Genomic DNA, 24,285 nt, shown 5'->3' on the forward strand with positions numbered 1-24,285 from the left:
GACAAAAAGCTGCCTGGCATTCATGCCAGGCAGCCTTTGGTTCGATGCTATACAAGATGGCAGGCCACGTAATGGCTGCCCCCGACATCCCGGTAATCCGGCACCTGCTCGCGGCAGACCGGCTGCGCCAGTGGGCAGCGCGTGTGGAACTTGCAGCCCGAAGGCGGATTCGCCGGGCTTGGAATGTCGCCCTTCAGCACGATCCGCTCGCGCCGTACAGTCGGGTCGGGCACCGGCACCGCCGACAGCAGCGCCTGCGTGTAAGGATGCAGCGGGCGGGCGAACAGCTCATCCCGCGGCGCCTGCTCCACCATCGTGCCGAGATACAGCACGCCGATTTGCGTGCACAGATGCTCGACGACGCTGAGGTCGTGCGAGATGAACAGATACGTCACTCCACTGCGCTCCTGCAGGTCGCTGAACAGGTTGACGATCTGCGCTTGAATGGACACGTCCAGCGCGGACACCGGCTCGTCGGCTACGACGAAGTCCGGGTTCAGGATGATCGCCCGGGCGATCCCAATCCGCTGCCGCTGGCCGCCGGAAAATTCGTGCGGGTACCGGTCGTAGTGATCGGGAAGCAGGCCGCAGACGGCCAGTACTTCCCGCACCCGCTCCCGGGCTTCGGCCTTCGACGCCAGCCCGTGGTCGATCAGCGCTTCGCCGATCGCCTCGCCGACGCGCATCCGCGGATTCAGCGAGCTGAACGGATCTTGGAACACGAGCTGCATTGAGGGCCGCAGCTTGCGTAGTTCGTCGCGGGACAGGCCGTACAAGTCCGTCCCTTTGAAGTAGACGTCGCCCGCCGTCTTCTCCGTCAGCCGGAGCACGGTGCGGCCGATCGTGCTCTTCCCGCTGCCGGACTCGCCGACGAGTCCGAACGTCTCGCCGCGCCGGATCGCGAAGCTGACGTCGTCCACCGCTTTGACATCGCCGACGCGGCCGCCGAAGACGCCGCCTTTGATCGGATAGTAGGTTTTGAGCTCTTGAACCTTCAGCAGGGCGTCCGTCATCGCGATTCCTCCTCATAAAGCCAGCAGGCGACCCGGTGCTCTGCGCCTTGCGCCCGCATCGGCGGCTGCTTCGTGCGGCAAATGTCCATACAGTGCTCGCACCGGTCGCTGAAATAACACGAGTCCCCTATGCCGATCAAGTTCGGCACCTGCCCGGGGATGGAATACAGCCGGTCCTTCCGCTCGCCGATGACGGGCTTCGATTTCAGCAAGCCCTGCGTGTACGGATGCTTCGCATGACGGAACAGCTCGACTACCGGCGCTTCCTCGATCACTTTGCCCGCGTACATCACGACGACGTAATCCGCCGTCTCCGCGACGACGCCCAGATCGTGCGTGATCAGCAGAATGGCCGTATTGTACTGCTCCTTGACCTGACGGAGCAGATCGAGAATTTGCGCCTGGATCGTCACGTCGAGCGCCGTCGTCGGCTCATCGGCGATGAGCAGCTTCGGACTGCATGCGAGCGCTGAAGCGATCATGACCCGCTGCAGCATGCCGCCGCTTAGCTCGTGGGGATAGGCGGCGAACACGCGCGGTGCGTCGGGTATGCCGACTTTTCCGATCAACGAAAGGACTTCCGCCTTCGCTTCCTTGCGGCTGAGCAGCCGATGCTCCATCAGCGGCTCCATCAACTGCTCTCCGATCGTCAGCACCGGATTGAGGGACGACATCGGCTCCTGAAACACCATCGCTATCTCGCTGCCGCGAAGTCTCCGCATCTCCTCAGGCTTCAGCGAGAGCAGGTCGCGGCCGTCCATCTCGACGGCTCCGCTTTCGATCTTCCCGTTATCGGCGACCAGCCGCATGAGCGACAGCGCCGTGACGCTCTTGCCGCTGCCCGATTCGCCGACGATGCCGACCGTCTCCCCTTCCCGAATGCGGAAGCTGACATCGTTGACCGCCTTGACGACGCCGGACTCCGTATGAAAATACGTATGTACGTGTTTGAATTCGACGAGTGTTTTGTTCAATGCCGCTTACCTTCCTTTCAATCGGGGATCGAGCGCGTCCCGAAGCGCATCGCCAAGCAGGTTGATGGCGATGACGGTGGTTAAAATCGCCATGCCCGGCGGAATCCACACCCACGGCCGCTTCTGAAAATCGATGAGCGAGTTCGCCGCATCGAGCATATTCCCCCAGGACGGCGTCGGCGGGACGACGCCCAGTCCGAGGAAGCTGAGCGTCGATTCGCTGATAATCGCGCCCGCGACATGCAGCGTAGCGACCACGATCAGGGTCGGCACGGTGTTCGGCAGCAGATGCCGGAACATTTTGCGCCGGTCCCGCAGCCCGAGCGCTTCCGCCGCCTGCATATACGCCTGCTCCCGCAGCACCAGCAGCTCGCTGCGGACGAGCCGCGCCAAACCCGGCCAGCCTAGGAAGCTCAGCATCAGCATGACGATATAAATCCGGTAATCCGACGGCACCTTCCACTCCGACATGACAGCTCCCATAATGATCAGCAGCGGAAGGCTCGGAATGGTCAGCAGCACGTCGGCAAAACGCATAATGACTTGATCGACGATCCCGCGGTAAAAACCGGCGAGCGCGCCGAGCACCGAGCCGACCGCTACGGACAACACGACCGAGGCCACGCCGACCGTCAGCGAGATGCGCCCGGCCTGCATCAGCCGGGTCAGCACGTCCCGGCCCAGACCGTCCGTCCCAAGCCAATGCAGCGCACTGGGCGGCTTGTTGATCCGGGCGACGTCGACCTTGCCGTTCGCGTAGGGCGACAAATACGGCCCGAGGAAGCAAAACAAAATCATAAACACCAAAAACGCCAGGCCGAACAAAGCCAGCTTGTTTTTGCGCAGCCGACGCGCCGCTTGCCTCCACGGCGAATCCGCCGCGGTCTTCCGGGCGGGTGCCGCAGCGCTGGGCAATCCGGAGCCGGCCGTTCTTTTTGCATCGATCATCATGACGTCCCCCTACTTTAACCGAATCCGGGGATCGGCCACCCCGTAGAGCAGATCCGCGAGCAAATTGCCGAGCACCGTCAGCAGCGCGAGAAACATGGTAAAGCCCATCAGCACGGGATAATCCCGCACGCTGAGCGCCCCGAAATAAATGTAGCCCGCGCCCGGCCAATGAAAAATTTTCTCCGTGATAATAGCGCCTGCGAACAGCCCCGGCAGCTCGAAGCCGAGCAGCGTAATCGCCGGAAGCAGCGCATTGCGCAGCGCGTGCTTGAACAGCACGACCCGTTCCTTCAAGCCTTTGGCTCTGGCGGTCCGGACGAAATCCCGACGGATCACTTCCAGCATGTTCGTGCGGAAATACCGCGTAAGCGACCCGACGCTCAGCAGCGTCAGCACCGTCACGGGCAAGATCATATGATGCGCCACTTCCCAGACGCGCGCCCAGCCTGCGGTTTGGCTGCCCGTATTCGTGATGCCCCCCGGGGGAAACCAGCCAAAGTCCACAGCGAATATTTTGATCATCAGGAGCCCGAGAAAGAAAGAAGGGAACGACATGGCCGCGAACACGCCGAGCGTCACCAGCCCGTCGAACCAGGAATACTGCTTCACAGCCGAAAACACGCCGACAATCAGAGCTATCGTCCATGTCAAAATCATCGACACCAGCGCGATCAAGAACGAGTTCCAGATGAACTTGCCCAAAAGGTCCGACACCGGCTCCTGATACTGCATCGAGTAGCCCAGGTTGCCCGTCAACAAGTTACCAAGCCAAATAAAATAGCGCTCCAACACGGGCTTATCCAACCCGTAAAGGGTCCGAAGCTCCTGCGCCCGCTCGAGCGTCAGCTTCGGATTCGTATCCACGAAATCCCCCGGCGTCATCGCGAAGACGAAAAAAATAAGAAGTGACGCCCCCACCAGCATCGGGATCATTAAAAGCAGCCTGCGAACGATATACGATTTCATGATCGTCCCCCCAAGAAAGTGAGCCCAGCCTTGACCGGCTGGGCATAAGTTGCGGTTACGGCTCGATTTGGACCGTCGGCAGGCTGGCGTTCACGCTGTTGAAGCCGTTCAGCTCAAGCCCTTTGATCCGGCTGTTCGAAGCGCCGAGAATTTTACGGTAGTTCAGCAGAATGTACGGCGGGTCGTCGCTGAGCTCCTTGTACAGCTCCTTGTAGGCCTGCTTCCGCTTCTCGATATCGAGCGTACCGACCGCTTTGGCCACCAGCTCGTCGACCTTCGGATTATTGTAGCCGTTCGTGTCCGTGAAGCTGCCTTTATATTTCGAGTTGAACGACTGCACGCCGTCGTCCGGGTCGTTCAGAATCGCGGTCGAGAACGAAACCAGGTCGTGCTCGCCTTTTTTCGATTTGGCCAGCAGGGCGTTGTAGTCCATCAATTCGGTTTGAAAATCGATGCCGATCGCTTTGTAGTTTTCTTTGGCAATCGGGATCAAAATATCGGTTACTTTTCCTTTGGAGCCGAAGAAGCGAACCGACAGACGCTGTCCGTCTTTCTCGCGGATGCCGTCCTTGCCCGGCTTCCAGCCGGCTTCGTCCAGCAGCTTCTTCGCCTTCTCCTGATCGAACGGATACGGATTGACGCCCTCTTCCGAGTACGCCCATGAGATCGGGGACACCGGTACATTCGCCACCTGTCCGTAGCCTTGGTAAATGGTGCCGACGATTTTTTGACGGTCCAACCCGTAGATGAACGCCTGCCTTACCCGCTTGTCTTTGAAGAACGGCTTGGAGTGGTTGAACTTGATATACGAGTACGAGCTGGCCGTGTAGACGTCGATATTGGCAAAGCCGAGCGACTGGAGCAGCTCCATATTATCCTGGTTGCCCGTAAACCCGGAATAATCCGTCTCGCCGGTTTGGAAAAACTGGGTGGCGTCGCCTTCCGTCGTTTTGTAGATGAAATGCTCGACAGCCGGTTTGCCTTTATAAAAATTCGGGTTGGCCACGAACCGGACTTCCTGTCCCGGAACGAACTTCTCCAGCTTGTACGGGCCCGATTCGAGCGGCTTGCTGTGCAGTTGCTTGATCGAATCGAGCTTGCCGGGCTTGTAGTCTTTGCCGTAGTACGCTTTGGACAGCACCTGTCCACCGAGGAGGTACAAGGCTTGCGCGTTGACTTTGTCCGTCGTAATCTTGATCGTCTGCGGATCGACGACCTGAATGCCTTCGACCGTCGCAGCTTTGCCCTCTTTGTAGTCCTTGCCCCCTTTGACGGCGGCTTGGGCAATGTCGGTTTGCCCGTCGTACGCAGGGTCGTGGAGCAGTGTCAGCGTGAAGGCGACATCGTCGGCCGTGAGCGGCGAGCCGTCGCTGAATTTAAGCCCCGCGCGCAGCTTGAACGTATACGTCAGCTGGTCGTCCGACAGCTCCCACTTCTCCGCCATTCCGGGAATCGGCTTGCCGTTCTTGTCGATGTCCACGAGCTGGGCGAACAGGACGGAATTGACGTTGCCGTCGTAGCCGTTCTGATAAAAGTACGGGTTGAAAATGCCGCCCGGCTCGGTGAGCGAGACGACGAACGTATCCGTGCGCTTCTTCGCTGCCTCGGGAATCTTCGATTTGTCGGCGGCCTGTATCAGGCCGTCCTTAATGCCGGCCACCCCGCTCTGGCCCGCGCCAGGCGTTCCTACGGCTTCCGTGCCTTTGGCATCACCGCCTCCGGTTGGCGCCGCCGCATCTTGGCCGCTGCAGGCGGACAGCAGCAGCGAGCAGGCGACAATCGCCGACACGGACAGCGTCAAAGCTTTTCTTCTCTTCATAAATGATCCCCTCCGGCATGATCGGGAAGACGGAAATAGTTCCAGTTCCCCTTTAATTTTATAATTCCGATATGTATAATATGTTTTACTGTAGATAAGCATCATTATAGATATTTTACTTTGTTCTGTAAATAGAGAACAACAAAAATTTTCTTTATTTGAAGAATTTATGACAAAGCGCGAATAAAAAGAAGGCCTCGGCCCATGAAAAAGTTCATGAGAGATTGGAAGGCAATTCTCGGAGAGGGGTTTCTGTTTCGATAAAAGAAGGCATGTCGGGGGAACTGGCTCCGAATTCGGGAACGCCAAAGAACCTTCCGATGCGTCATCGCAAGGTTCGTGCCGAAGGCGTCGGCCGGCTGCGGCCTGCCGTCAATCGGCGAGCAGATAGCCCAGCAGCGATTCCTGAAGCCCTCCGATTGCCTCCTTCCGCAGGCTGTAAGCTACGGCCGAATCTCCGGACATGTGAGCACGCAGCAAGCCGGCAGAACGGAGGTTGAAAATATGGTCGTGCGTAATTCCTTTGGAAATGCCGATATAACGCACGATTTCCGTAAAACTGCGCGGGCCGCCGTTCAAATAGCGCAGGATGCGCAGGCGACTTTTTTCGCTGAGGCTGCGAAGCTGGCGGTACAAGCGGCGGGACGGCTCATCGGCCGGGTCGTCGTAGGAGCCGTCAACGGCATACTGGCAAACGGTCAAGCTGCCGAACGTATAAATAATGTTGGCCGGTTGAAAATGATACTGCGGCGACAATACCAGCTTGTCGCACTCGGCTCCCGGTTCGAAATACAGCCCGTTCGTGATCTGCTCGGCCAGCGCGTCCGGCGGCAGCGTTCCGATCCCCGCGCGTTTGCGTGCGGCGTTCTCGCTCAGCCACTCCAGCAGCTTGGGGTCGGTGCCGGCGAAGTACTGCCGGTTCCATTCGGACAGCAGGTGCAGCCACCGGTCCCGGATCGCTCCCAGCTCGCCGGGGAACGAGCTCATATACGGGGCCAGCAGCTCGTACATTTCGCCCGCCGTCATCCGTTCGAACCAGGCCAAGAAGCGCTCCGCGCTTTCCTTGTGCGGACACAGGTACAGAAATAAATACATCAGCTTCCACTCCGCCGAAATTTCGGTTTCGTCCAGCGTCGAGGCGAACGGCTTGCTGAGCTTCAGCTTCGTTTGCCCCGCCCATGTGGAGCCAAGGTCGGTTTTTTTGTAGAACTTTTTGCAAAGATACGTATGGAGGCTGTTCAAAAGTTCATTAGCGGGACCGAACGCCACTTCCAGTTCGTACGACATTCCGGAACACTCCTTCAAGCCATTTTCGGGTATCGTTTTTCAGACTTTGGCGATCCGGAAAACGGTATTTCGATTTTTAAGCAATTTTGATTTTAACACTTCATCGGAACAAAGAAAATCCCGACAAAGGAGCGTGGCCGCCAATGGCTCCCTTCGATACGTCTTCCCTAGTGCTGCTGCTGTTTGCCGCCCTCGGTATTCTGAGCAGCAATACGTCCATTACGATTGCCGTACTCGTGCTGCTTTTATTGCGGGTGACGAACCTGCATCAAACGTTTCCCTGGCTTGAAAAGTACGGGCTGACCTGGGGAATCGTCATTCTGACCATCGGCATTCTGACGCCGATCGCTTCCGGCAAGACAAGCCTGCAGGACCTGCTGCACTCGTTCCTGCATTGGAAGTCGCTACTGGCGGTGGGCGTCGGCGTGCTGGTCGCTTATTTGGGCGGCCGCGGCGCCGCGCTGATGGCAAGTCAGCCGACCGTCGTCACGGGGCTGCTGCTCGGGACGATTCTCGGCGTGACCTTTTTCCGGGGCGTCCCGGTCGGTCCGCTGATCGCCGCGGGGATTTTGTCGCTGCTTGTTGCGAAATGACGTGCCGCCGATTCGCCGCTGCGAGTCCCCGCAATGCAAAAAAGGCCGGGCGCATGGCCAATGTCATTAAGTTAAGCTCAAAGACAAGACCGGGAATAAAAATGGAATCCAAACGGCATGGGGAAAAGCCCTGTGCCGTTTGTTTTTTTGGTGCAAGCAAGGAAAAAAGCGCATAGCAAACAAAGCAGATGAAATATCCGCTTAAAAAAATGTTCATGTGAGCTGAACTATGCTACTCTGTAGACGAAGCTAACAGTTGATTTCGAACGGATTTTGCGCATATTCTGCTGCCCTGGGCGAATGGGTCGAATCGGCAAAACGTTTTTGCGAATCAGTGCTTCAACATCGAGTGGGGGTTCATCGTCCTTTGAGCGCAGGAAATGTCTACAAACGTGAACGGCAACCGTGAAGTTGACTTGGTATGGGTGCCGTTTATCTATTTGGGAAATGACGACGTGCGAGGTCATCATTTCAGCGAAATTGTACATGATCATTCTTGCGAAAATCTCCTGGGTGATGGACTCTCGTCTCTTTGCGTGAAAATTTGTTAGACCAACGGTGTACTTTAATGCCCTGAAAGAGGTTTCAATGCCCCATCGCATGTTATAAATGGATTTGATTTCATCCGGTGGGAAATCAACGGCAGAAAGATTCGGAATGACGGTTTCATAAGCGCCATTTGGCAGGTCGAAACGAACAACCCGAAAGGAAATCGGGTAAAACAAGTTCTCCTGCAAGTCCAAAAAATCAAAGGTAGACGTGGAAGGGACGAACCTGTAAATCTCGGGATGAGCCTTGACCTCTTTGGTTTGTTTTTTGGTGAGTGTCAGATGAACGTCAATATCAAACTCTCCGCTAGCAGGTAAACGCAAGCCCGAAAGAATACCATTGGAATCCAGATCCTTTACCCGTATAACGTAGTTCCACCCTTTACGTTCTATATGCGCGAAATTGTTGTAACTTTCATAACCTCGAATCGGCAATAACAATGGTTTTTCCTTTGATGGGGGAGCGTTCGACCATTGCAGCTAACGCCCGTCCCTCGTTGCACAACCTTCGTGGCTGAACAAGGGCATCTACGTAAAGTCGGTTGCACAAGTCATAGGCTGCGTTCAAATGCAGAAGGTTAAAGCCTTTTGTGTTCGGTTGACTTTGAAAGTAGGTGTCCGTGTCCGCAGGGTCAGTTGCGATATGTAAATCCGAACCATCAACGGCAAGTAATCGATACCCTCGGTAGTGCTTAATATCCGTATACGCTTGCGTAAATTCGTGAAACAAGAATTCCACAGCAGACGGCAGAATTTTATTCCTCTGTTGGACAAAAGCAGACGTAGTTGCGGTGTTTACGTCATAGCCCTGCGATTCCAAGAGTTCCTTATATAGGCTGTTGCCCCCCATGGAGATAAGGAGTTGCATAACCGTTTCAAAGGGCAGTTTTTTCTTTCGAGTAAAATCTTTTTCAGGGTTTTTGACATAAGGTGCTGGCGCGGCTGACATTTCTCGTATGAGGGATGTCAGCGTTTGTTTTAGCGAAATCGCGTACTCATTCATTGGCGAAACCTCCTCGTTTTTTCAAGGGGCTTCGCCACACACTTCCATCCGCTTGTCAAGTTCTTTTTTTTGCATGCAAAAAAAGAGCGGGCTATCTTTTCGATAACCTGCTCTTTCTCGATATTTGGACCTGCGCCCTAACTTAATGACATTGCCTGCAAAGCCTCCCTTCTTTCAGGACAAAAGAAAAAGCCGCTCATTTGAGCGACCTATGTAATCATTTTTTTACTGTAAAATCCTTAAACTTAACTCATGCCCTAACCAACTCCACGCGCCCAGCGTTACTATATAAAACAGGCTTATTATGAGATATGGAAATTTCGCAATAGTCACCAGTATGGTCATAAATAAGTTCCTCACCTAAGTCATTTTCTGCTACTACATAACCTTCAGGTAAAACATATTCAACGCCCTCGTCACAATCTACGAAATCATAATGGCCGCAATACCACATAGAGAAACTACGTTTTACCTGCCAATCACTATCCGCCTGTAAATTCTCCCATTTATAAAGCTTAACGGTTTTCGTATTATCCACCTCCAATGTGCGTTACCACATTTCTAATATAAATATACCACGTCAAGGGCAGTTTTTTCTTTCGAGTAAAATCTTTTTCAGGGTTTTTGACATAAGGTGCTGGCGCGGCTGACATTTCTCGTATGAGGGATGTCAGCGTTTGTTTTAGCGAAATCGCGTACTCATTCATTGGCGAAACCTCCTCGTTTTTTCAAGGGGCTTCGCACACACTTCCATCCGCTTGTCAAGTTCTTTTTTTTGCATGCAAAAAAAGAGCAGGCTATCTTTTCGATAACCTGCTCTTTCTCGATATTTGGACCTGCGCCCTAACTTAATGACATTGGGCGCATGGCCGGCCTTCTGCTGTGCTGCGGGTGATAGCAGCGAGAGCTGCAATTGATTGGCAGCTGCATTTTGTAAATAAAGGAAACAGGATGCGCTATCCGGAGCGATTCAATCGTATTACGATTCCTAGAGGAACTCAGATGCTTTAAGTGTGTCGAAAAATGTTAATGCCCCTCGAAATCGGCTTGTTAGCACATCCCAGTTCCTCTAATTTTTCGACGGCCAGCAAATCCAGCCCAATAACGCACCTGTACTTCCGCTAATTTTACAGGCTGGGCGCCAACCCGGTACAAGCCAGGCTCGATAAAGCAAGTTCAAGCGTGCGCCCCTTGAACCTTTCATTCCAAGCGCGTGGCGGCTCTACTCCAGCTCCTCCGACCGCCAACGGCCCGTTAGTCGCAACCGCGAAGCAGCTCGCACAGCGCCTGGACCGCTTCCCGTTCATCCTCGCCCTCCGCGCTGACCCACAGACGGCTCCCTTTTGGCGCTCCCAGCTGAAGCAGGCTGATGATGCTTTTTCCCTGCGCCTGCCGTCCTTCGAATTCCACCGTAATGTCCGCGCGGAACCGTTGGGCGGCAAGAGCAAACAGCTTGGCGGGGCGGGTATGAAGGCCTGCCTGGCATCTCACGGTGACTCCTTCTGTAACCATGCCCCTTCCCCTTTCATTCGTTCGTTTCGCTTGCCGGCTCCTGCAAAAAGGCGGAGACCCGACGGTGCATTTCCAGAGGATTTCCGGCGTGCACGAGAGTTTGGACGGTGTCCGGGTTCTCGATCATAAAAGCGATCCGCGAGACCAGTCCCATCTGCTTCTCCCCGCCGACCACCGCAATGAGCAAATAAGCCTTGTTCCCTTCGTCGAACGTCACCCCGTCGGGGTACTGGGCGATCACGACGCCCGGCTTCAGGATGCCGGGATCGGCAGCCCCGACGCCGTGAGGCAGAGCGACGCCATTGCCGATGAAGGTGGACAGCACCCGCTCCCGCTCGATCATCCGATCGATATAATCGTCGCGGACAAGCCCCAGCCGAACCAGCAGGCCGCCGACCTGCCGGATCGCCTGCCACTTGTCGCCGGCTTGCGCCCCGATCAGCACATGGTCCGGCGTAAACATAGCCCCGCTCTCATCGCTTTCCGGTTCATTCGCGGAGCCCTGCGGCCCCTCGCTGCGAAGGCGGTCGATCAGACCGTCGTAAAACGCGGCGTCGACAAAGGAGACCATCGACAGATGCTCCGGACGGGGTGCAGCTTCCTGCGCCCTCGCCGTTAGCATCGCTTGCGAGATGACCAGATCCGCATCCGCGGGAATGCCGTCCACGGAGCAGTTGCTTACCTCGATGGGCAGGCCGGCTTGCTTTATTTTTTTGCGCAGCAGCGCGGCTCCCATCGCACTGGAGCCCATGCCGGCGTCGCAGGCAAAATAAATTTTGCGGATCGTCTTCCGCTGTGACTCTTCTTTCAAGGGAATCTCGTCCTCGGATTTCTCGGATAAGTGGTGAACCGTTGCCAACGCCGCCGGATCGTCGAAAGCCGGCCCGCCCTTCGACGAAAGGACCAGGTAGCAGCCCGCAAAGCTAACCGCAGCGGAAGCCAGCACCCCGCCCAGCACCGGGAGGTGCATCCCTTTCGGAGCCATCAGCATGAGCGCGATGAGGCTTCCCGGAGAAGGGGTCGCAACCAACCCGGCCTGCAGCAGCATGAACACCCAATTGCCCGCCAGTCCCGCCGCGATTAACGGTACGATAACGAGCGGACGCATCAGCGCATACGGAAAATACACCTCGTGAATGCCGCCGACAAATTGAATGAGCAGCGACGAGCGGGCGTTGTCCCGCGGTTTATTTTTCAGCAGCACATAATAGGCCAGCAGCAGGCCGGCCCCGGGACCGGGGTTCGTTTCCAGCAAAAAGAACACGGATTGGCCGAATTCCTTCGTCTGCTGAATGCCCAGCGGCTCAAAAATGCCGTGATTCATCACATTGTTCAAAAACATCACCTTGCCCGGCTCGACCGCGAGCGCAACCCAAGGCAAATAGTTGGATTCCAGCACAAGCTTGGCCGCGCCATGAATGCCCTGCATGCCCAGGACGAACCAATAAGCCACCTCCGCATAGCAAAACAGGCACAGCACGACGCCGATCAAACCGGCAGCTACATTATAGCACAGCAGCTCAAGCCCTACCGGAATGCGGTCCTTCAGCCACCGGTCCGTACGGGCAATGATCCACCCGGTCAACGGTCCGACGAGCATGGCGGGCATCAGCATGCTGTAATCCGTCGTGTTCCCGGCGATCATGCCGATCATGACGAAAGAGGCGATCACGCCGCCGCGGTGCGAGCCGATCATCCGCCCCCCGGTATAGGCGAACAAGAGCGGCAAAAAATATGTTAAAACGGGATGGATAATGTCCTGCACCGCCGGAATCGGGAACCAGCCGCGCTCCCCGAACAGAACACGGATCAGGCCCAAGCCGATCAGACCGGCGATATTTTGAAATACCAGATAGCTTAAAAAGCGGCCGATGCGATTGATCCGGTTCATTGCGTCCCCCGAAAGAAGACGCCGGTTCGATTCATATATCCTTTCCCGATCACCGATTTCAGCTCCTTCTGCACCAAGTCGAAGGGAGCGCCTGCCACCGTCTCGCAAAAGTCTTCCTCAATCAGCATCGCGCTGATTTCACTGATCATCTCGATATGCTCTTTCGGCGCGGAGCGGGAAGCGAGCAGCAGTAACACGGTCTCGACAGCGGCGTCCTGCCCGGGCGCCTGCCAGGAGAGAGGCTGCGCGAACCGCAGCACGCAAGCCATCAGCACCGGGACGGCCGTGCTGCGGCAGTGCAGCATCGCAAGCTTGCTTTCCTCCACGACGATGCCCCCGAGCTCTTCCCGCTGGAGCAAGTCGCCCTCCAACTGCGGCGCGGGAATGCCGGGCACGACCGAACCGGCAAAAGCAGCCGCGGCCGTAATGGCTTCTCTCTTCGACGCCGCTTCGAGCCCATCGGCAAAAAACAAGTGGTTCGTCAATTGAACGACGCCCTCGCCATAACGATTCACGGTCATTACGGTATCCTCGATTTCTGTATAAGCTTCACGGGACGCGGTTCCGATGAGCGGCAGCCCGTGCAAATGCGTTTCGATCAGCTCGATGTCGTCCTGCTCCAAAAACGAATGGACCACCACAACACGGTGTGTTTCATGCTCGAACGGCACGGTCGAGACGATCAAATCGATCGGCGAATGCTTGCGGATGGCTTCCTCCAGATGCATCAAAGACACCGTATCGACGATATGAACATACGGAAAGTTTTTTCCGATCTGAGCAGCCAGCAACCGGGAGGTGCCCATGCCGCTGCTGCAGGCGAGAAGCACGCGGAAGCGCTGCGGCGATGTCGTCTTCGTCCGGACAACGGCCGCTCCGAAGTGCATCGCCAGATAGCCGATTTCCTCCTCCGGCACCTCGGCCTGAAGCTCCTCTTGCAGGTACCGGGACGCCTTGGCCGCGGCCGCAAAAATATCCGGGTACGTCTCGCGGATATGGGCGAGCAGCGGGTTGCGGATTTCCATATGCAGGCGGATTCGGTTGACCGCCGCCTCCAAATGCACCAGCAGCGCCTCGTATAGGGAGGGGTCGTTTTCCAGCGTGAGCTTGAGCTCGTTCTCCACGATCCGGATCATCCGGGCGGCGTAAGCCTCCGCCCCCCTCTCCTGCGGCTCCCCGGCCGGCGCAAGTATGCGCTTTCCCTTCGCTCCAAGCAAATGCATTGTAATATAGCCGACTTCGCTTTCCGGGATGTCGATGTCCAAACGGCTGCTCAGTTCTTCCGCCATCTGCTGCGCCCATTTGAACTCGCCCGCCGCCTTCAATTTGCCCAGCGCTTCGGCGTCGATCGAGATGTTTTCCCCGCTCTTGAGCCGCTGCACGGCCAGCGCAATGTGCACGACAAAGCCGACGTAGGCGCTGTCCGTCATCTCATAGCCGCGCCGCATTTCGCTGCTGCGGACGATTTCCTCGATCTGGCCGATGATGCCGGGATCGATAAAATGCAGCAGGTGATTGCGGATGGACAGCTCCAGCTTGCGCTGGTTCGTAAACGACAGCGAATACGACGACAGCATGTCCATCAGCTGCTCCTGCGACAAATGCTCGTACAAGTGATCGATCATCGCGGCGCGGATGCTCTTCTCGTCAGCTTCGATGTAGACACCCAGACCCGGCTTCCGCACCAGTGCGATCCGATGCTTCGCAAACCACGGCTCCAGCTTATCCAGATCGTTGCTGACCGTCGCTTCCGTCACGTCCAGCTTGCTGCTGAAGTAAAAAAGCTTGACCGCTTCCCTCTTCGTCAGCAGCAGCCGGATCAGCAGATGCCTGCGTTCTTCCGGGGAAAAGATTTTGAGCGAAGGGCTGACGGACAGCTGCTGGAGCAGCTGTTTCTTGGCCGCATCGCTTCCTTCGACGCTCAGGCCGACGCCCGTCTTTTTGATCAATGTGACGCCGAAAGGGACAAGCCTCCGGCTTATCCCTTCCAGTTCCCTTTGCATGGTACGTACGCTGAGCCCCAGCTCTCCCGCCATCTCCTTCAGCGTCACGGGAGCCGAAGCCTGCAGAAGCAGCGCCAACATTTGCTTCTGTCTGGAATTTAACGTTAAGCGCGGCTCCATGGCGGCGTACCTCCTCCGTCCTTCGTTGTCTGCCATATTATATCACAATTTGTACCTTCATCAGATCGGGCGCTTTGGGCTTCTCCAGAAATTCGACCGTCTCTTCCAGCGTGATCATCCGTGAAATGAGCGGGCGGACGTCGATCCGGCCTTCCTTGAGCCAGTGAAACGCCGGGATAAACGTTTGGTTGATCGCCATCGAGCCGAGCAGCGTCCAATCCTTATTATACAGCTTGAACGGGCTGATCCGGATGCTCGCGCTTTCCGCGGTCACGCCGAATTGCAGATACTTGCCAGTTGGCCCCAAATATTCCAGTGCCTGCTCGATCACCGCCGGAATGCCGGTCACGTCCACAACCGCATCGAACCCGTAAGGGTACGTCTCCTTGCCCAGCTCGGCTTCCAGGTTGCGGCTCAGCACGCCCTTCGTCGCGCCGTAGCGCAAAGCCATATCGAGCTTCTCCTGCGCCACATCGACGACGACCAGCTCCGACGCTCCTGCCCGGGCCATCGCCTGAACGAGCTGCTGGCCCATCGCGCCTGCGCCGAACAGCAGCACGCGGCTGCCGACCTGCAGTTGCAGCCGGTTCATGCCGTGCACGACGCAGGCCAGCGGCTCGATAAACGCGCCTTCCTCGAACGACATCGTGTCCGGCAGCTTCACCACGTTGCCTGCCCGAACGGCCACGTATTCGGCCATGCTGCCGTTCACCGTATTGCCGAGCGCCTGCCAATTTTGGCATTGGTTGCTCCGGTGGGTCAGGCAAAATTCGCAGGCGCCGCAAAACAGCGACGGATCGGCGCTGACCCGGTCTCCCGGCTGCAGGCCGGTGACGCCTTCGCCCACCTCGTGCACGATGCCGGAAAACTCATGCCCGGGAATAATCGGGTAAGGGGAAATAAATTCGCCCTCGAAAATATGAAAATCGGTTCCGCAAATCCCGACGTTCTTCACTTGAATCGTCACTTCGCCGCGCTTCGGCGCCGGATAAGGCACTTCCTTGACCACGGCCCGGCGCGGCCCTTCGATGACCAGAGCTTTCATGTTAAGCTTCCCCCATTCGGTTCCATTTCTTCATTCATTCTCATTAGGGTAAATCATGATTTTGATGCTGGTATCCTTCTGCGTCCGCGCGGTTTCCACCGCTTCGCGAATGCGGCTAAGCGGAAACCGGTGCGTAATCGTCTTGCCGATGCTGTGCTCGCGGCGGCTGAGCAATTGAATCGCCGCCGGGTACGTATTCGCATAGCGGAACACGCCGTACACGTCCAGCTCCGCATCGACCAACGCCGGGATATCTAGCGGAATGGCGTCGCTTGTCGGCAGTCCGACCAGGACGATCCGCCCGCCCCGCTTCGCCAGCTTGATCGTATCGGCGATCGCTCTGGCGCTGCCGGACGTCTCGACGATGACGTCGACACCCTCGCCGCCCGTCAAGCGGTTGAGCTGCTCCTTCACCGGCGCACCCGCCGGGTCGAGCACCCCCGCTGCACCCATCTCCAGCGCCAGCGCCCGGCGGCTTTCCATCACGTCGCTGCCGTAAATTTCGGTCACGCCGAACAGTTTGGCCGCTTCCAGCGCCAGCAGGCCAATCGGCCCGAGCCCGGTCACGAGCACGCGGTCGGACGGCTTGACGCGGCCCCGGGTCATCGCGTGAATGCCGACGGACAGCGGCTCCAGCAGCGCTCCTTCCTCGAAGCTCATCGCCTCCGGCAGCTTGAACAGGAAGTCGCTGCGCACCGTGACGTAATCCGCCCAAGCCCCGTCCACGGGCGGCGTCGCCATGAAGACGACGTCCGGGCACAGGTTATACCGGCCCGACTTGCAGTAATCGCACCGGCCGCACGTCACGCCCGGCTCCACGGCGACCCGGTCGCCTACTGCGACATTCGTCACCGCGCTGCCGACCTTCACCACCGTGCCAGCCACCTCGTGCCCGAGGATGATCGGCTGCTTGACCTCGTATCGGCCGATCCGGCCATGCTCGTAATAGTGCACGTCCGAGCCGCAAATCCCGATGCAGTGCACCTGCACCAGCGCTTCGTCCGGGCGCGGCTCGGGCACCGGCACGTCCTTGACTTCTATCGATAACGGGCGGTCCAGCACCGCCGCTTTCATCATTTGCTTTTGCATACGGTTCTCCCTCTTCCGAAATTAGAATTTTTTATATTCTCTCATCTGGCTTCTAATTAGCCCTTCACCGCGCCCATCGTCAAGCCGCGGACCAGCTGCCGCTGGGTAAACCAGCCCAGCACCAGCGCAGGCAGAACGGCCAGCGTGGCGACCGACGACATTTTGGCCCAGAACAGCCCTTCCTGCGTCATGAACGACGACATATAGACCGGCATGGTGGCCGCATCCGTCGAGGTCAGGCTGACCCCGAAGAAAAACTCGTTCCAGACGAAGACGAGACACAGCAGCGACGTCGAGACAATCCCCGGCCGGACCAGCGGCAGCGTAATCTTGAAAAAGCCCTGCAGCCCGGTCGCCCCGTCCACTTGATACGCCTCGATCGTCTCGTAAGGGATGTCCTTGAAGAACGAGCGCATCATCCAGACGACGAGCGGCACGTTCATCGCCGTATACAGCACGATCAACGCCGTTAACGAATCCAGCAAATGCAGCTGCTTGAACACGAGATAAAGCGGGATGATGACGCCGACCGCCGGAAGCATTTTGGTCGAGATGAACCAGAACAAAATGTCGTCCGCCTTCTTGATCTTGAACATGGCGAGCGCATATGCGGCCGGCACGCCGAACGCGAGCGCAAAGATCGTGGAGACGATCGAGACGGCAGCGGAATGCCCCATGAACGAGCCCGCGCCCGAATCCCAGATCAGCCGGTAATTGTCCATGGTCGGCTGGAACACGAGCGACGGCGGCATCGCCACGGCGTCCCCCTCCTGCTTGAAGCCGGTGATCAGCAGCCACAGCACGGGGGAAAAATAGATCAGCGCGAGCCCATACGTTCCGGCCGTCAGCAGCATAGACAGCGGTCGTCTCATGACAATTCCCCTCCAAACGTTCTGCGCATAAACTTAAACAGCACGGTCATAAACACCGTCATCAGGATGACGATCATGACGCCGACCGCCGAAGCTCCGCCGATATCCCAGCCCTGGAACCCGATCCGGTACAGATAGAAAGGCAGGTTCGTCGACGCGTAGCCGGGGCCTCCCGCCGTCGTGACGTAAATTTCGCCGAACGTTCCCATGATAAAAATCAAACCGAGCAGCAAAGCCACCTCTATATATCTCATCAGATGAGGAATGGTCACATGGAAAAATTGCTGAATCCGGTTGGCGCCGTCCAAGACAGAGGCTTCCATCAGATCGGGGGAAACCGACTGCAATCCGGCGAGCAGCACCAACATGAAGAACGGAATCCACTGCCAAGCGACGACGAAAATAATCGTTTCCAGCGGATACTGTCCGAGCCAATCGACCGGAGGCAAGCCCAGCTTCGCAGCCAAATACGCACTAAAGCCGAAATTCGGATTTAAAATGACCGTCTTCCATACGATGCCAGACACGGCCGGCATGATGAAGAAGGGGGAAACAAACAGCGTGCGGATAATCCCCTTGCCAAAAAAGTCGCGGTTCAGCAGCAGCGCCAGCCCCATGCCGCCGACCAGACATAACGCCAAGCAAAGAATCGTCAGCAAAAACGTATTTTTCAACACTTCCCAGAACGCCGCTTCGCCCAAGATCGCAACGAAATTGGACAGCCCCACGAACGTAATGCCTTGATCCGGCCGCATCAGGTTCCACTGATGGACGCTTAAATACAGAGTGACGAGAAAAGGAATCTGCGTAATTAAAGCGACAAAAGCGATGCCCGGCCACAATAGCCCTTTTGCTGCGGTGGACGTATTGTCCGTCCGTTTGGCCTTCGCGGTATAAGGTTTCATATCGGCTTTACTCCATTCTACCGTGTTCATTCGCCTCTCCTCGCGTGAAGTAGTGCGGGAAAAGGGAACGGACCACCCGCTCCCCTTCGCCGGATGCATTTATTTCTTGTATCCGCCGGTGACGGCGACTTTTTCCGCTTTTTCCTGCGCCTTCTTCATCGCGTCCTCGACGCTGGTGCTGCCCGTCAGCGCGGCGGCGATGTCTTGGCTGACCTCCGTGCCGAGCTGCTGGAACTCTGGAATGGACACGAATTGAATGCCTTGGTACGGCACCGGATCTTTGGCCGGCTTCTTGTAGTCTGCGGACATCATCGACTGCATCACGATGTCGGCAAACGGCGCCGCTTCCTTGTACTTCGGATTCTCGTACGTCGACTTGCGCGTGCCCGGAGGCGCGATGACCCAGCCTTCGCTTTCGCCGACTTTAGTGATGTATTCCTTGCTTGTCGCCCACGTCATGAACTTGAACGCTTCCGCTTTGTTTTTGCTCGCCGCTTCGATCGCCAGATTCCAGGACCATAGCCAGCCGGTGTTGTCCTTGGCCGCCGAGGGCGCTTTCACATAGCCGATTTTACCCACGACCTGAGAGTTTTTCGGATTGTTCAAAAATCCGGCCGCAACCGTCGCGTCATACCACATGGCCGCTTTTCCCGTCGACATCAGCGTGAGCGCTTCCGTAAATCCGGTCGTCGTCGCTCCAGGCTGCCCCGCTTCCTTCAGCAGATCCGCGTAAAACTTCACCGCTTTGACCGTTTCCGGGCTGTTCAGCTTCGCGTTCCAGTTCATGTCGTACCACGAGCCGCCGAACGCATGGATGATCGAGTTGAGCGGCGCAAGCACCTCGCCCCAGCCCGGAAGCCCCCGCAGCACGATGCCCGGCACGTTGTTCGCTGCCTTCACTTTTTTGGCGATCTCCGCCACCTGCTCCCAGGTCGGATGCTCCGGCATCGTCACGCCGGCTTTGGCCAGCATGTCCTTGTTGTAGTAGAGCATGCTGCTTTCGCCGTAAAAAGGAAGCGCATACAATTGTTTGTCGTAAGTCAAGCCGTCGCGGACAGCCGGAAAAATATCGTCCAAGTCGTATTTCGCTTTCGCATCGGCAGGTATGCTGTCGAAGTAGGACGTAAGCGGCTCGATCCATTTGTTTTTGGCCCAGATGGCCGCGTCGTAGTTGCCGATCGTGACAATATCGTATTTGCCTCCGCCCATCGAGACGTCGACCGTCACCTGCTTGCGGAGATCGTTTTCCGGCAGGACCGAAAACTTCACCGTGGTCCCGGTTTCTTTCTCGTAGTCCTTAGCCAGCTTTTGCATGACGGCCATATCAGGGTTGTTCACCGTCGCGATCGTCAGCGTCTTCTTGCCGCCATCCGCAGCCGCTTCACCGGTCGCGGCATCTTTGCCTTCTTTTCCCGGGGACGCCGGCGTCCCACATGCCGTAAGCGCTACCAACGCGGACAAAGAAAGCAGTCCGAGCGATGTCGTCCATTTCTTCAAGATCATTACCCCCTGTTCTGGTTAGGGACCTTTCACGGAGATTATCCATGGTGGCAATCATGACAAATTTTAATTTTGCGATCCCTTGAAGCTATTATAACGGGGGTAAAAATGTGATGTACATAACATCATACGGAAGTTTGACGCCATCTCATTCATGCCAGGATTAAATAGTTCGGGACTTGGGGATAAAAAAAGCCGGCGCCGATCACCATGGACGCCAGCCAGCAGAGAAGAAAATGTAATTTATTTACACTGTATTTAAAAACGCGCTGTAAGCTTAAGCGCAGAACCACTTTTACATTCGATCCCATGGTGAGAGGAGTCTTTTGCATGACAACGTACAGCGTACCCGTAATCATCGTCGGAGGAGGCTTGGTCGGCTTGTCTGCCGCCTTGTTTCTAAACCGGCAGGGCATTTCTTATGTGCTGGCGGAACGGCATTCCGGCACGTCCATCCATCCCAGGGCCCGCGGCTTCAATCTGCGCACGATGGAGCTTTACCGGAGTTTAGGCTTGGAGCAGGCGATCCGCGAAGCTGGCGCATCCTTATCGAAAAGCAAGGGCATGTATACGGCGGAAACGTTGGCCGCAGCCGAGCTGGATCTGCCCAAAACCGGCGTGCCCGAATCAACGCTTCATCTCATGAACCCGTTCGTTCCGAACGACGACATCAGTCCCACGCGCGGAAACCGCTGCACCCAGGACGTCGTCGAACCGCTCTTGCTGCAGGCCGCCCGCGACCGCGGCGGCGATCTGCGCTTTTCGACGGAGCTCCGTTCCTTCCGGCAGGATCGCGACGGGGTCACCGCCGAACTGGTCGATCGGGTCACCGGAACGGTTACAACCGTCAGAGCCCGCTACATGATCGCCGCCGATGGAGCGAAAAGCCCGGTTAGGCAAGCCTTAGGCATCTCCATGACGGATGAGTACTTGCACGGATCTCTGATCAATATCTACTTTCAGGCGGACCTCCGCGATGTGGTGCAGGGGCGCGAATTCAGCATCTGCAACATCATGCATCCGGAAGCGACCGGAATGCTCGTCGCCATTAACAACAGCGACCGCTGGTGCTTCCATGCCCCCTACGACCCGCAGACCGAATCGCCGGAGGATTATACGCCAGAGCGGTGCAAGGAGCTGATCGCCAAAGCGCTCGGGTTCCCCGGCCTCGACATTCGAATACTCAGCGTGCTATCCTGGGAAGCCGCCGAAGGCGTAGCCGAGCGGTTCCAAGCGGGCCGCGTGTTTCTCGCCGGGGACGCGGCGCACGTCATGCCGCCGACCGGAGGCTTCGGAGCGAATACCGGTGTGCAGGATGCGCACAACTTGGCTTGGAAGCTGGCGGCGGTGCTGCGCGGCCATGCGGGCCCCGGACTGTTGGAAACGTATGAAAACGAACGCCGGCCCGTCGCCCGGTTTACGGCGAAACAGGCCGGCATGATTGCGGCGAACAGCATGCTTTCTTTTTTCAAAGGAAGAACGCAGGGAACACCCGCCAACGTGCTCGTCACCGCCATGGGGTACCGTTACAAGTCAACCGCCGTGCTTGCGAGCGACGACAGCGAAGCGTCGCAAGACCAGCCTGAGTTTCACGCAGCTCCCGGCACCCGGGCTCCGCACGTCTGGGTCGGGCATCGGAGCGGCCGAATCTCCACGCTGGACTTATTCGAACGGAGCTTCGTGCTTGTGGCCGGACCCGACGGGGCGTCATGGCATTCGGCGGCCGAAACGGCCCGCAGACGTCTGGGGATCGGCATCGACTGCTATCTGCTCGGGCCGGAAGACGATTTGTCGGACCCTAACGGTCTCGGACAGCAGGCGATCCGGCTCAGTCCCGGCGGGGCCGTGCTGGTCCGTCCGGACGGCTTTGTCGCGTGGCGAAGCGACGGCGACGCGGCCGACCACGAACAGGAGCTCGTACTGGCGCTGGTGCTGCTCCTGAGCCGCGAATCCGGCGGGCACTTGATCCAGAACGTTTAACGATAGAGCAAGGAGTGTTATTCGCGATCCGTTCGAATTCACGAATCCCGCTCTGCCGGTCATACCTTAAACCGGGACATCAATTCCCGAAGCTCCTCGACCATGAGCGTCAACGATTCGGAAGAGGCGGCAATCTCCTCCATCGCCGCGAGCTGCTCCTCGCTGGAGGCGGCCACATGCTGCGCATTGGCCGCGGCCTCCCGCGCGATCCGGGATAGCTCCTGCGTCGTTGCGTTCACCTGCTCGGAGCTGGCGGACATTTGCTGGGAAGCGGCGGAAACCTCTTGGATTTGATCGTCCATTGCATGAATGTGGTGCAGAATGGCTTGGAACGCCTCGCCTGCTTGACCGACCAAGCGGGTCCCCCGCTCCATTTCTACGGCGCCCGTTTCCACCGAGGCGGCAGCCTCCGCGGCGAAGCTCCGGATTTGACCGATCAGCTCTCCGACCTGCTCGGCGGATTGCTTCGTTTGCTCGGACAGCTTGCGGATCTCGTGGGCCACCACGGCAAATCCTTTGCCGTGCTCCCCGGCCCTGGCCGCTTCAATCCCCGCGTTCAGCGAGAGCACATTCGTTTGGTTGCTGATCCCGGTAATCACTTCCATGATTTTGCCGATTTCCCGGGAGCGCGCGTTGAGCTGCCGGATGATGTCGGCCGTCTGCTTGGCGTTCTCGTTCACGTGATTCATGCCGGCTACCGCTTCCTGAATTTTCTCGTTGCCCTCCGAAGCTTTCGCCGTCGTTTCCTCGGAGGAATCGCGGACTAGGGAAGACGACTCGGCAATGCGTTGAATCCCAAGCGTCAGCTCATCCATCGCCCGGACGGTTTCCTCCGCTCCGCGAAGCTGCACATCGGCGCCCAGCGCGACCTCCTGAATCGTCGTGGAAATGTTTTCCGCCACCTTGCTGGTCTGCTCGGCGCTGGCGGACAGCTGCTCGGAGGTGGACGCGGCATGCAGCGTATGCTCGGACACCTTATTCAGCATCTGTCTAAGCTCGCCGGTCGTCCGGTTGAAGTGCTCCGACATTTGCCCGAATTCGTCCCGGCTCGAGACCGCAATGTGATGCGTGAAATCCCCCGCCACCAGCTTCTCGGACAGCTTGTTCAGCTTGGCGATTTGGATGGTAATCCCGCGGCTGTAGACCAGAATGACTGCCGCAATCAGCAGAATTCCGGCCAGTCCGATCAGACATAGCTTGAACAACAGCTGCGTAAGCGGCTCCGTCCATTCCTTGTCCGGCATCACGACCGCAAGAATCCACTGCGTCCTCGGGATTTCTTTATAGAACACGTGGTTCACGCCGTTTGCGCCTGCGTACGTCGTGTTCCCGTTTTTGTTTTGTAGCAGCTCTTGACCCAAACCGGCCAATGCGGAATCGGGGTCCTGCTGGAGCTTGGATTTCATGACTTTCCCCTGATCCGGGCCGGCCAAATAAGTGCCGTCCTTATGGATAAGCAACGCCCAGCCCGTAGCCCCGACCTTCATATCCGCCACGGTCTTTTGCAGCGTGGACAGATCGATATCCCCCGTCACCACGCCGATAAACTGTTTGGCGGTGTTATAGACGGGAGCAGACGCCGTCACCATAGACACTTTCGTAACATTGTCATAGTACGGATCGGTATAAACGGTATCCTTTTGATTAACGGCGGCTTTGTACCAATTTTGGTTCAAATAATCGTAGGCGGGATCGTTGTAGTCTTCCGTCGATTTGATGCTGTCCTTATCCCGAAAGGCATACGTGGAGAAATATTTCGTTTTCGGGTTATAGACGCCGGGTTCGAAAAAAATCCCGAGACCGAACGTCTCCCCGTTCACTCGCACCCCCCCTTTCATCATGGACTGGTAATCCTGAAGCGTAAGCTTCGTATAGGTATCCTCGACCGTATGGGCGATCATCTCCGGAAGCCTCATGTGCGCTACGAGCCGGGTATCGATATCGTTCGAGATGCTCTTCAATTGCTCGTTCATGCCATATCGGCTCTGGTCGAGAATGATCCCCTTGGCATAAACATAAGCGGCGACTAGGACGGCAGCAAACAAAACAAGCACGGCAGGCATAAACAAGAGGAACGTTTTGGCTTTGACGCTTCGAAGTCTCATGAAGGCAGCTCCCTTTGGATGGATATATAGAACCATTTTCCAAATATCATTCGACATATTTCGCCAAAAACCTCTGACTCCTGCAAGTTTACATGCCTTTTATATTTTC

The 24,285-nt window shown here is 57.1% G+C and carries 21 protein-coding genes; 2 read left to right on the forward strand and 19 right to left on the reverse strand.

The genetic code is table 11. The annotated features are described in order from the left end of the window. Positions 1-47: 47 nt before the first annotated feature. The 6 genes from ET33_RS18790 to ET33_RS18815 all read right to left on the reverse strand — a co-directional run bounded on the left by ET33_RS18790 (position 48) and on the right by ET33_RS18815 (position 7,010). Positions 48-1,013 carry an ABC transporter ATP-binding protein gene (locus ET33_RS18790; RefSeq protein ID WP_036685057.1) on the reverse strand — a complete coding sequence of 322 codons (966 nt, stop codon included), beginning with the start codon at positions 1,011-1,013 and terminating at the stop codon, positions 48-50. Further along, a complete protein-coding gene (locus ET33_RS18795) occupies positions 1,010-1,987 on the reverse strand; it encodes an ABC transporter ATP-binding protein (RefSeq protein WP_036685061.1) in 978 nt (325 codons plus the stop codon). Before ET33_RS18795 ends, ET33_RS18790 begins: the two co-directional genes overlap by 4 nt. A gap of 6 nt (positions 1,988-1,993) precedes the next feature. Beyond that, the gene (opp4C, locus tag ET33_RS18800; RefSeq protein ID WP_036685064.1) at positions 1,994-2,938 is read right to left on the reverse strand and encodes an oligopeptide ABC transporter permease; all 945 of its coding nucleotides are present in this window, start codon (positions 2,936-2,938) and stop codon (positions 1,994-1,996) included. A gap of 9 nt (positions 2,939-2,947) precedes the next feature. After that, entirely contained in the window at positions 2,948-3,904 is a 957-nt protein-coding gene (locus ET33_RS18805) for an ABC transporter permease (protein ID WP_036685067.1), read from the reverse strand. 55 nt (positions 3,905-3,959) lie between these two features. Further along, positions 3,960-5,723, reverse strand: a complete 1,764-nt coding sequence (locus ET33_RS18810) for an ABC transporter substrate-binding protein (protein ID WP_036685070.1) — start codon at positions 5,721-5,723, stop codon at positions 3,960-3,962. Positions 5,724-6,095: 372 nt separating this feature from the next. Beyond that, on the reverse strand, positions 6,096-7,010 hold the full coding sequence (locus ET33_RS18815) for an ArsR/SmtB family transcription factor (RefSeq protein ID WP_036685075.1): 915 nt from the start codon (positions 7,008-7,010) through the stop codon (positions 6,096-6,098). A gap of 143 nt (positions 7,011-7,153) precedes the next feature. On the opposite strand from ET33_RS18815, the gene ET33_RS18820 reads away from it, so the two are divergent. After that, entirely contained in the window at positions 7,154-7,603 is a 450-nt protein-coding gene (locus ET33_RS18820; RefSeq protein WP_036685078.1) for a DUF441 domain-containing protein, read from the forward strand. A 227-nt stretch (positions 7,604-7,830) separates the two neighbouring features. Here the strand turns inward: ET33_RS18820 and ET33_RS39495 are convergent, their stop codons facing one another. The 12 genes from ET33_RS39495 to ET33_RS18865 all read right to left on the reverse strand — a co-directional run bounded on the left by ET33_RS39495 (position 7,831) and on the right by ET33_RS18865 (position 20,094). Next, positions 7,831-8,592: a transposase gene (locus ET33_RS39495; protein ID WP_200879221.1), complete on the reverse strand. Its 762-nt coding sequence runs from the start codon at positions 8,590-8,592 to the stop codon at positions 7,831-7,833. Beyond that, the gene (locus ET33_RS39500) at positions 8,567-9,154 is read right to left on the reverse strand and encodes a transposase (RefSeq protein WP_200879222.1); all 588 of its coding nucleotides are present in this window, start codon (positions 9,152-9,154) and stop codon (positions 8,567-8,569) included. Before ET33_RS39500 ends, ET33_RS39495 begins: the two co-directional genes overlap by 26 nt. Positions 9,155-9,404: 250 nt before the next feature. After that, positions 9,405-9,698 (reverse strand): hypothetical protein, encoded by a 294-nt coding sequence (locus tag ET33_RS38500; protein ID WP_144028798.1) that lies wholly within the window; start codon positions 9,696-9,698, stop codon positions 9,405-9,407. Next, on the reverse strand, positions 9,685-9,861 hold the full coding sequence (locus ET33_RS38960; protein WP_161783551.1) for a hypothetical protein: 177 nt from the start codon (positions 9,859-9,861) through the stop codon (positions 9,685-9,687). Before ET33_RS38960 ends, ET33_RS38500 begins: the two co-directional genes overlap by 14 nt. A gap of 547 nt (positions 9,862-10,408) precedes the next feature. Then, a complete protein-coding gene (locus ET33_RS18830) occupies positions 10,409-10,666 on the reverse strand; it encodes an HPr family phosphocarrier protein (protein WP_036685082.1) in 258 nt (85 codons plus the stop codon). Between the two features lie 13 nt (positions 10,667-10,679). Next, a complete protein-coding gene (locus ET33_RS18835) occupies positions 10,680-12,557 on the reverse strand; it encodes a PTS sugar transporter subunit IIA (protein ID WP_051775436.1) in 1,878 nt (625 codons plus the stop codon). Further along, the gene (locus ET33_RS18840) at positions 12,554-14,680 is read right to left on the reverse strand and encodes a BglG family transcription antiterminator (protein WP_051775437.1); all 2,127 of its coding nucleotides are present in this window, start codon (positions 14,678-14,680) and stop codon (positions 12,554-12,556) included. Before ET33_RS18840 ends, ET33_RS18835 begins: the two co-directional genes overlap by 4 nt. A gap of 37 nt (positions 14,681-14,717) precedes the next feature. After that, entirely contained in the window at positions 14,718-15,725 is a 1,008-nt protein-coding gene (locus ET33_RS18845) for a zinc-dependent alcohol dehydrogenase family protein (RefSeq protein WP_036685085.1), read from the reverse strand. 30 nt (positions 15,726-15,755) lie between these two features. Further along, positions 15,756-16,814, reverse strand: a complete 1,059-nt coding sequence (locus ET33_RS18850; RefSeq protein WP_036685087.1) for an NAD(P)-dependent alcohol dehydrogenase — start codon at positions 16,812-16,814, stop codon at positions 15,756-15,758. Between the two features lie 56 nt (positions 16,815-16,870). After that, on the reverse strand, positions 16,871-17,686 hold the full coding sequence (locus ET33_RS18855; RefSeq protein WP_036685091.1) for a carbohydrate ABC transporter permease: 816 nt from the start codon (positions 17,684-17,686) through the stop codon (positions 16,871-16,873). After that, positions 17,683-18,621 (reverse strand): carbohydrate ABC transporter permease, encoded by a 939-nt coding sequence (locus ET33_RS18860; RefSeq protein WP_036685095.1) that lies wholly within the window; start codon positions 18,619-18,621, stop codon positions 17,683-17,685. Before ET33_RS18860 ends, ET33_RS18855 begins: the two co-directional genes overlap by 4 nt. Before the next feature lie 69 nt (positions 18,622-18,690). Beyond that, entirely contained in the window at positions 18,691-20,094 is a 1,404-nt protein-coding gene (locus tag ET33_RS18865) for an ABC transporter substrate-binding protein (protein ID WP_036685099.1), read from the reverse strand. Between the two features lie 327 nt (positions 20,095-20,421). Between ET33_RS18865 and ET33_RS18870 the strand changes: the two genes are divergently transcribed. Further along, positions 20,422-22,071, forward strand: a complete 1,650-nt coding sequence (locus ET33_RS18870; protein ID WP_036685102.1) for an FAD-dependent monooxygenase — start codon at positions 20,422-20,424, stop codon at positions 22,069-22,071. Between the two features lie 59 nt (positions 22,072-22,130). On the opposite strand, the gene ET33_RS18875 is transcribed toward ET33_RS18870, so the two are convergent. Then, entirely contained in the window at positions 22,131-24,176 is a 2,046-nt protein-coding gene (locus ET33_RS18875; protein WP_051775438.1) for a methyl-accepting chemotaxis protein, read from the reverse strand. Positions 24,177-24,285 lie beyond the last annotated feature (109 nt).

It is taken from the genome of Paenibacillus tyrphae (genome assembly GCF_000722545.1).
Lineage (GTDB): Bacteria > Bacillota > Bacilli > Paenibacillales > NBRC-103111 > Paenibacillus_G > Paenibacillus_G tyrfis.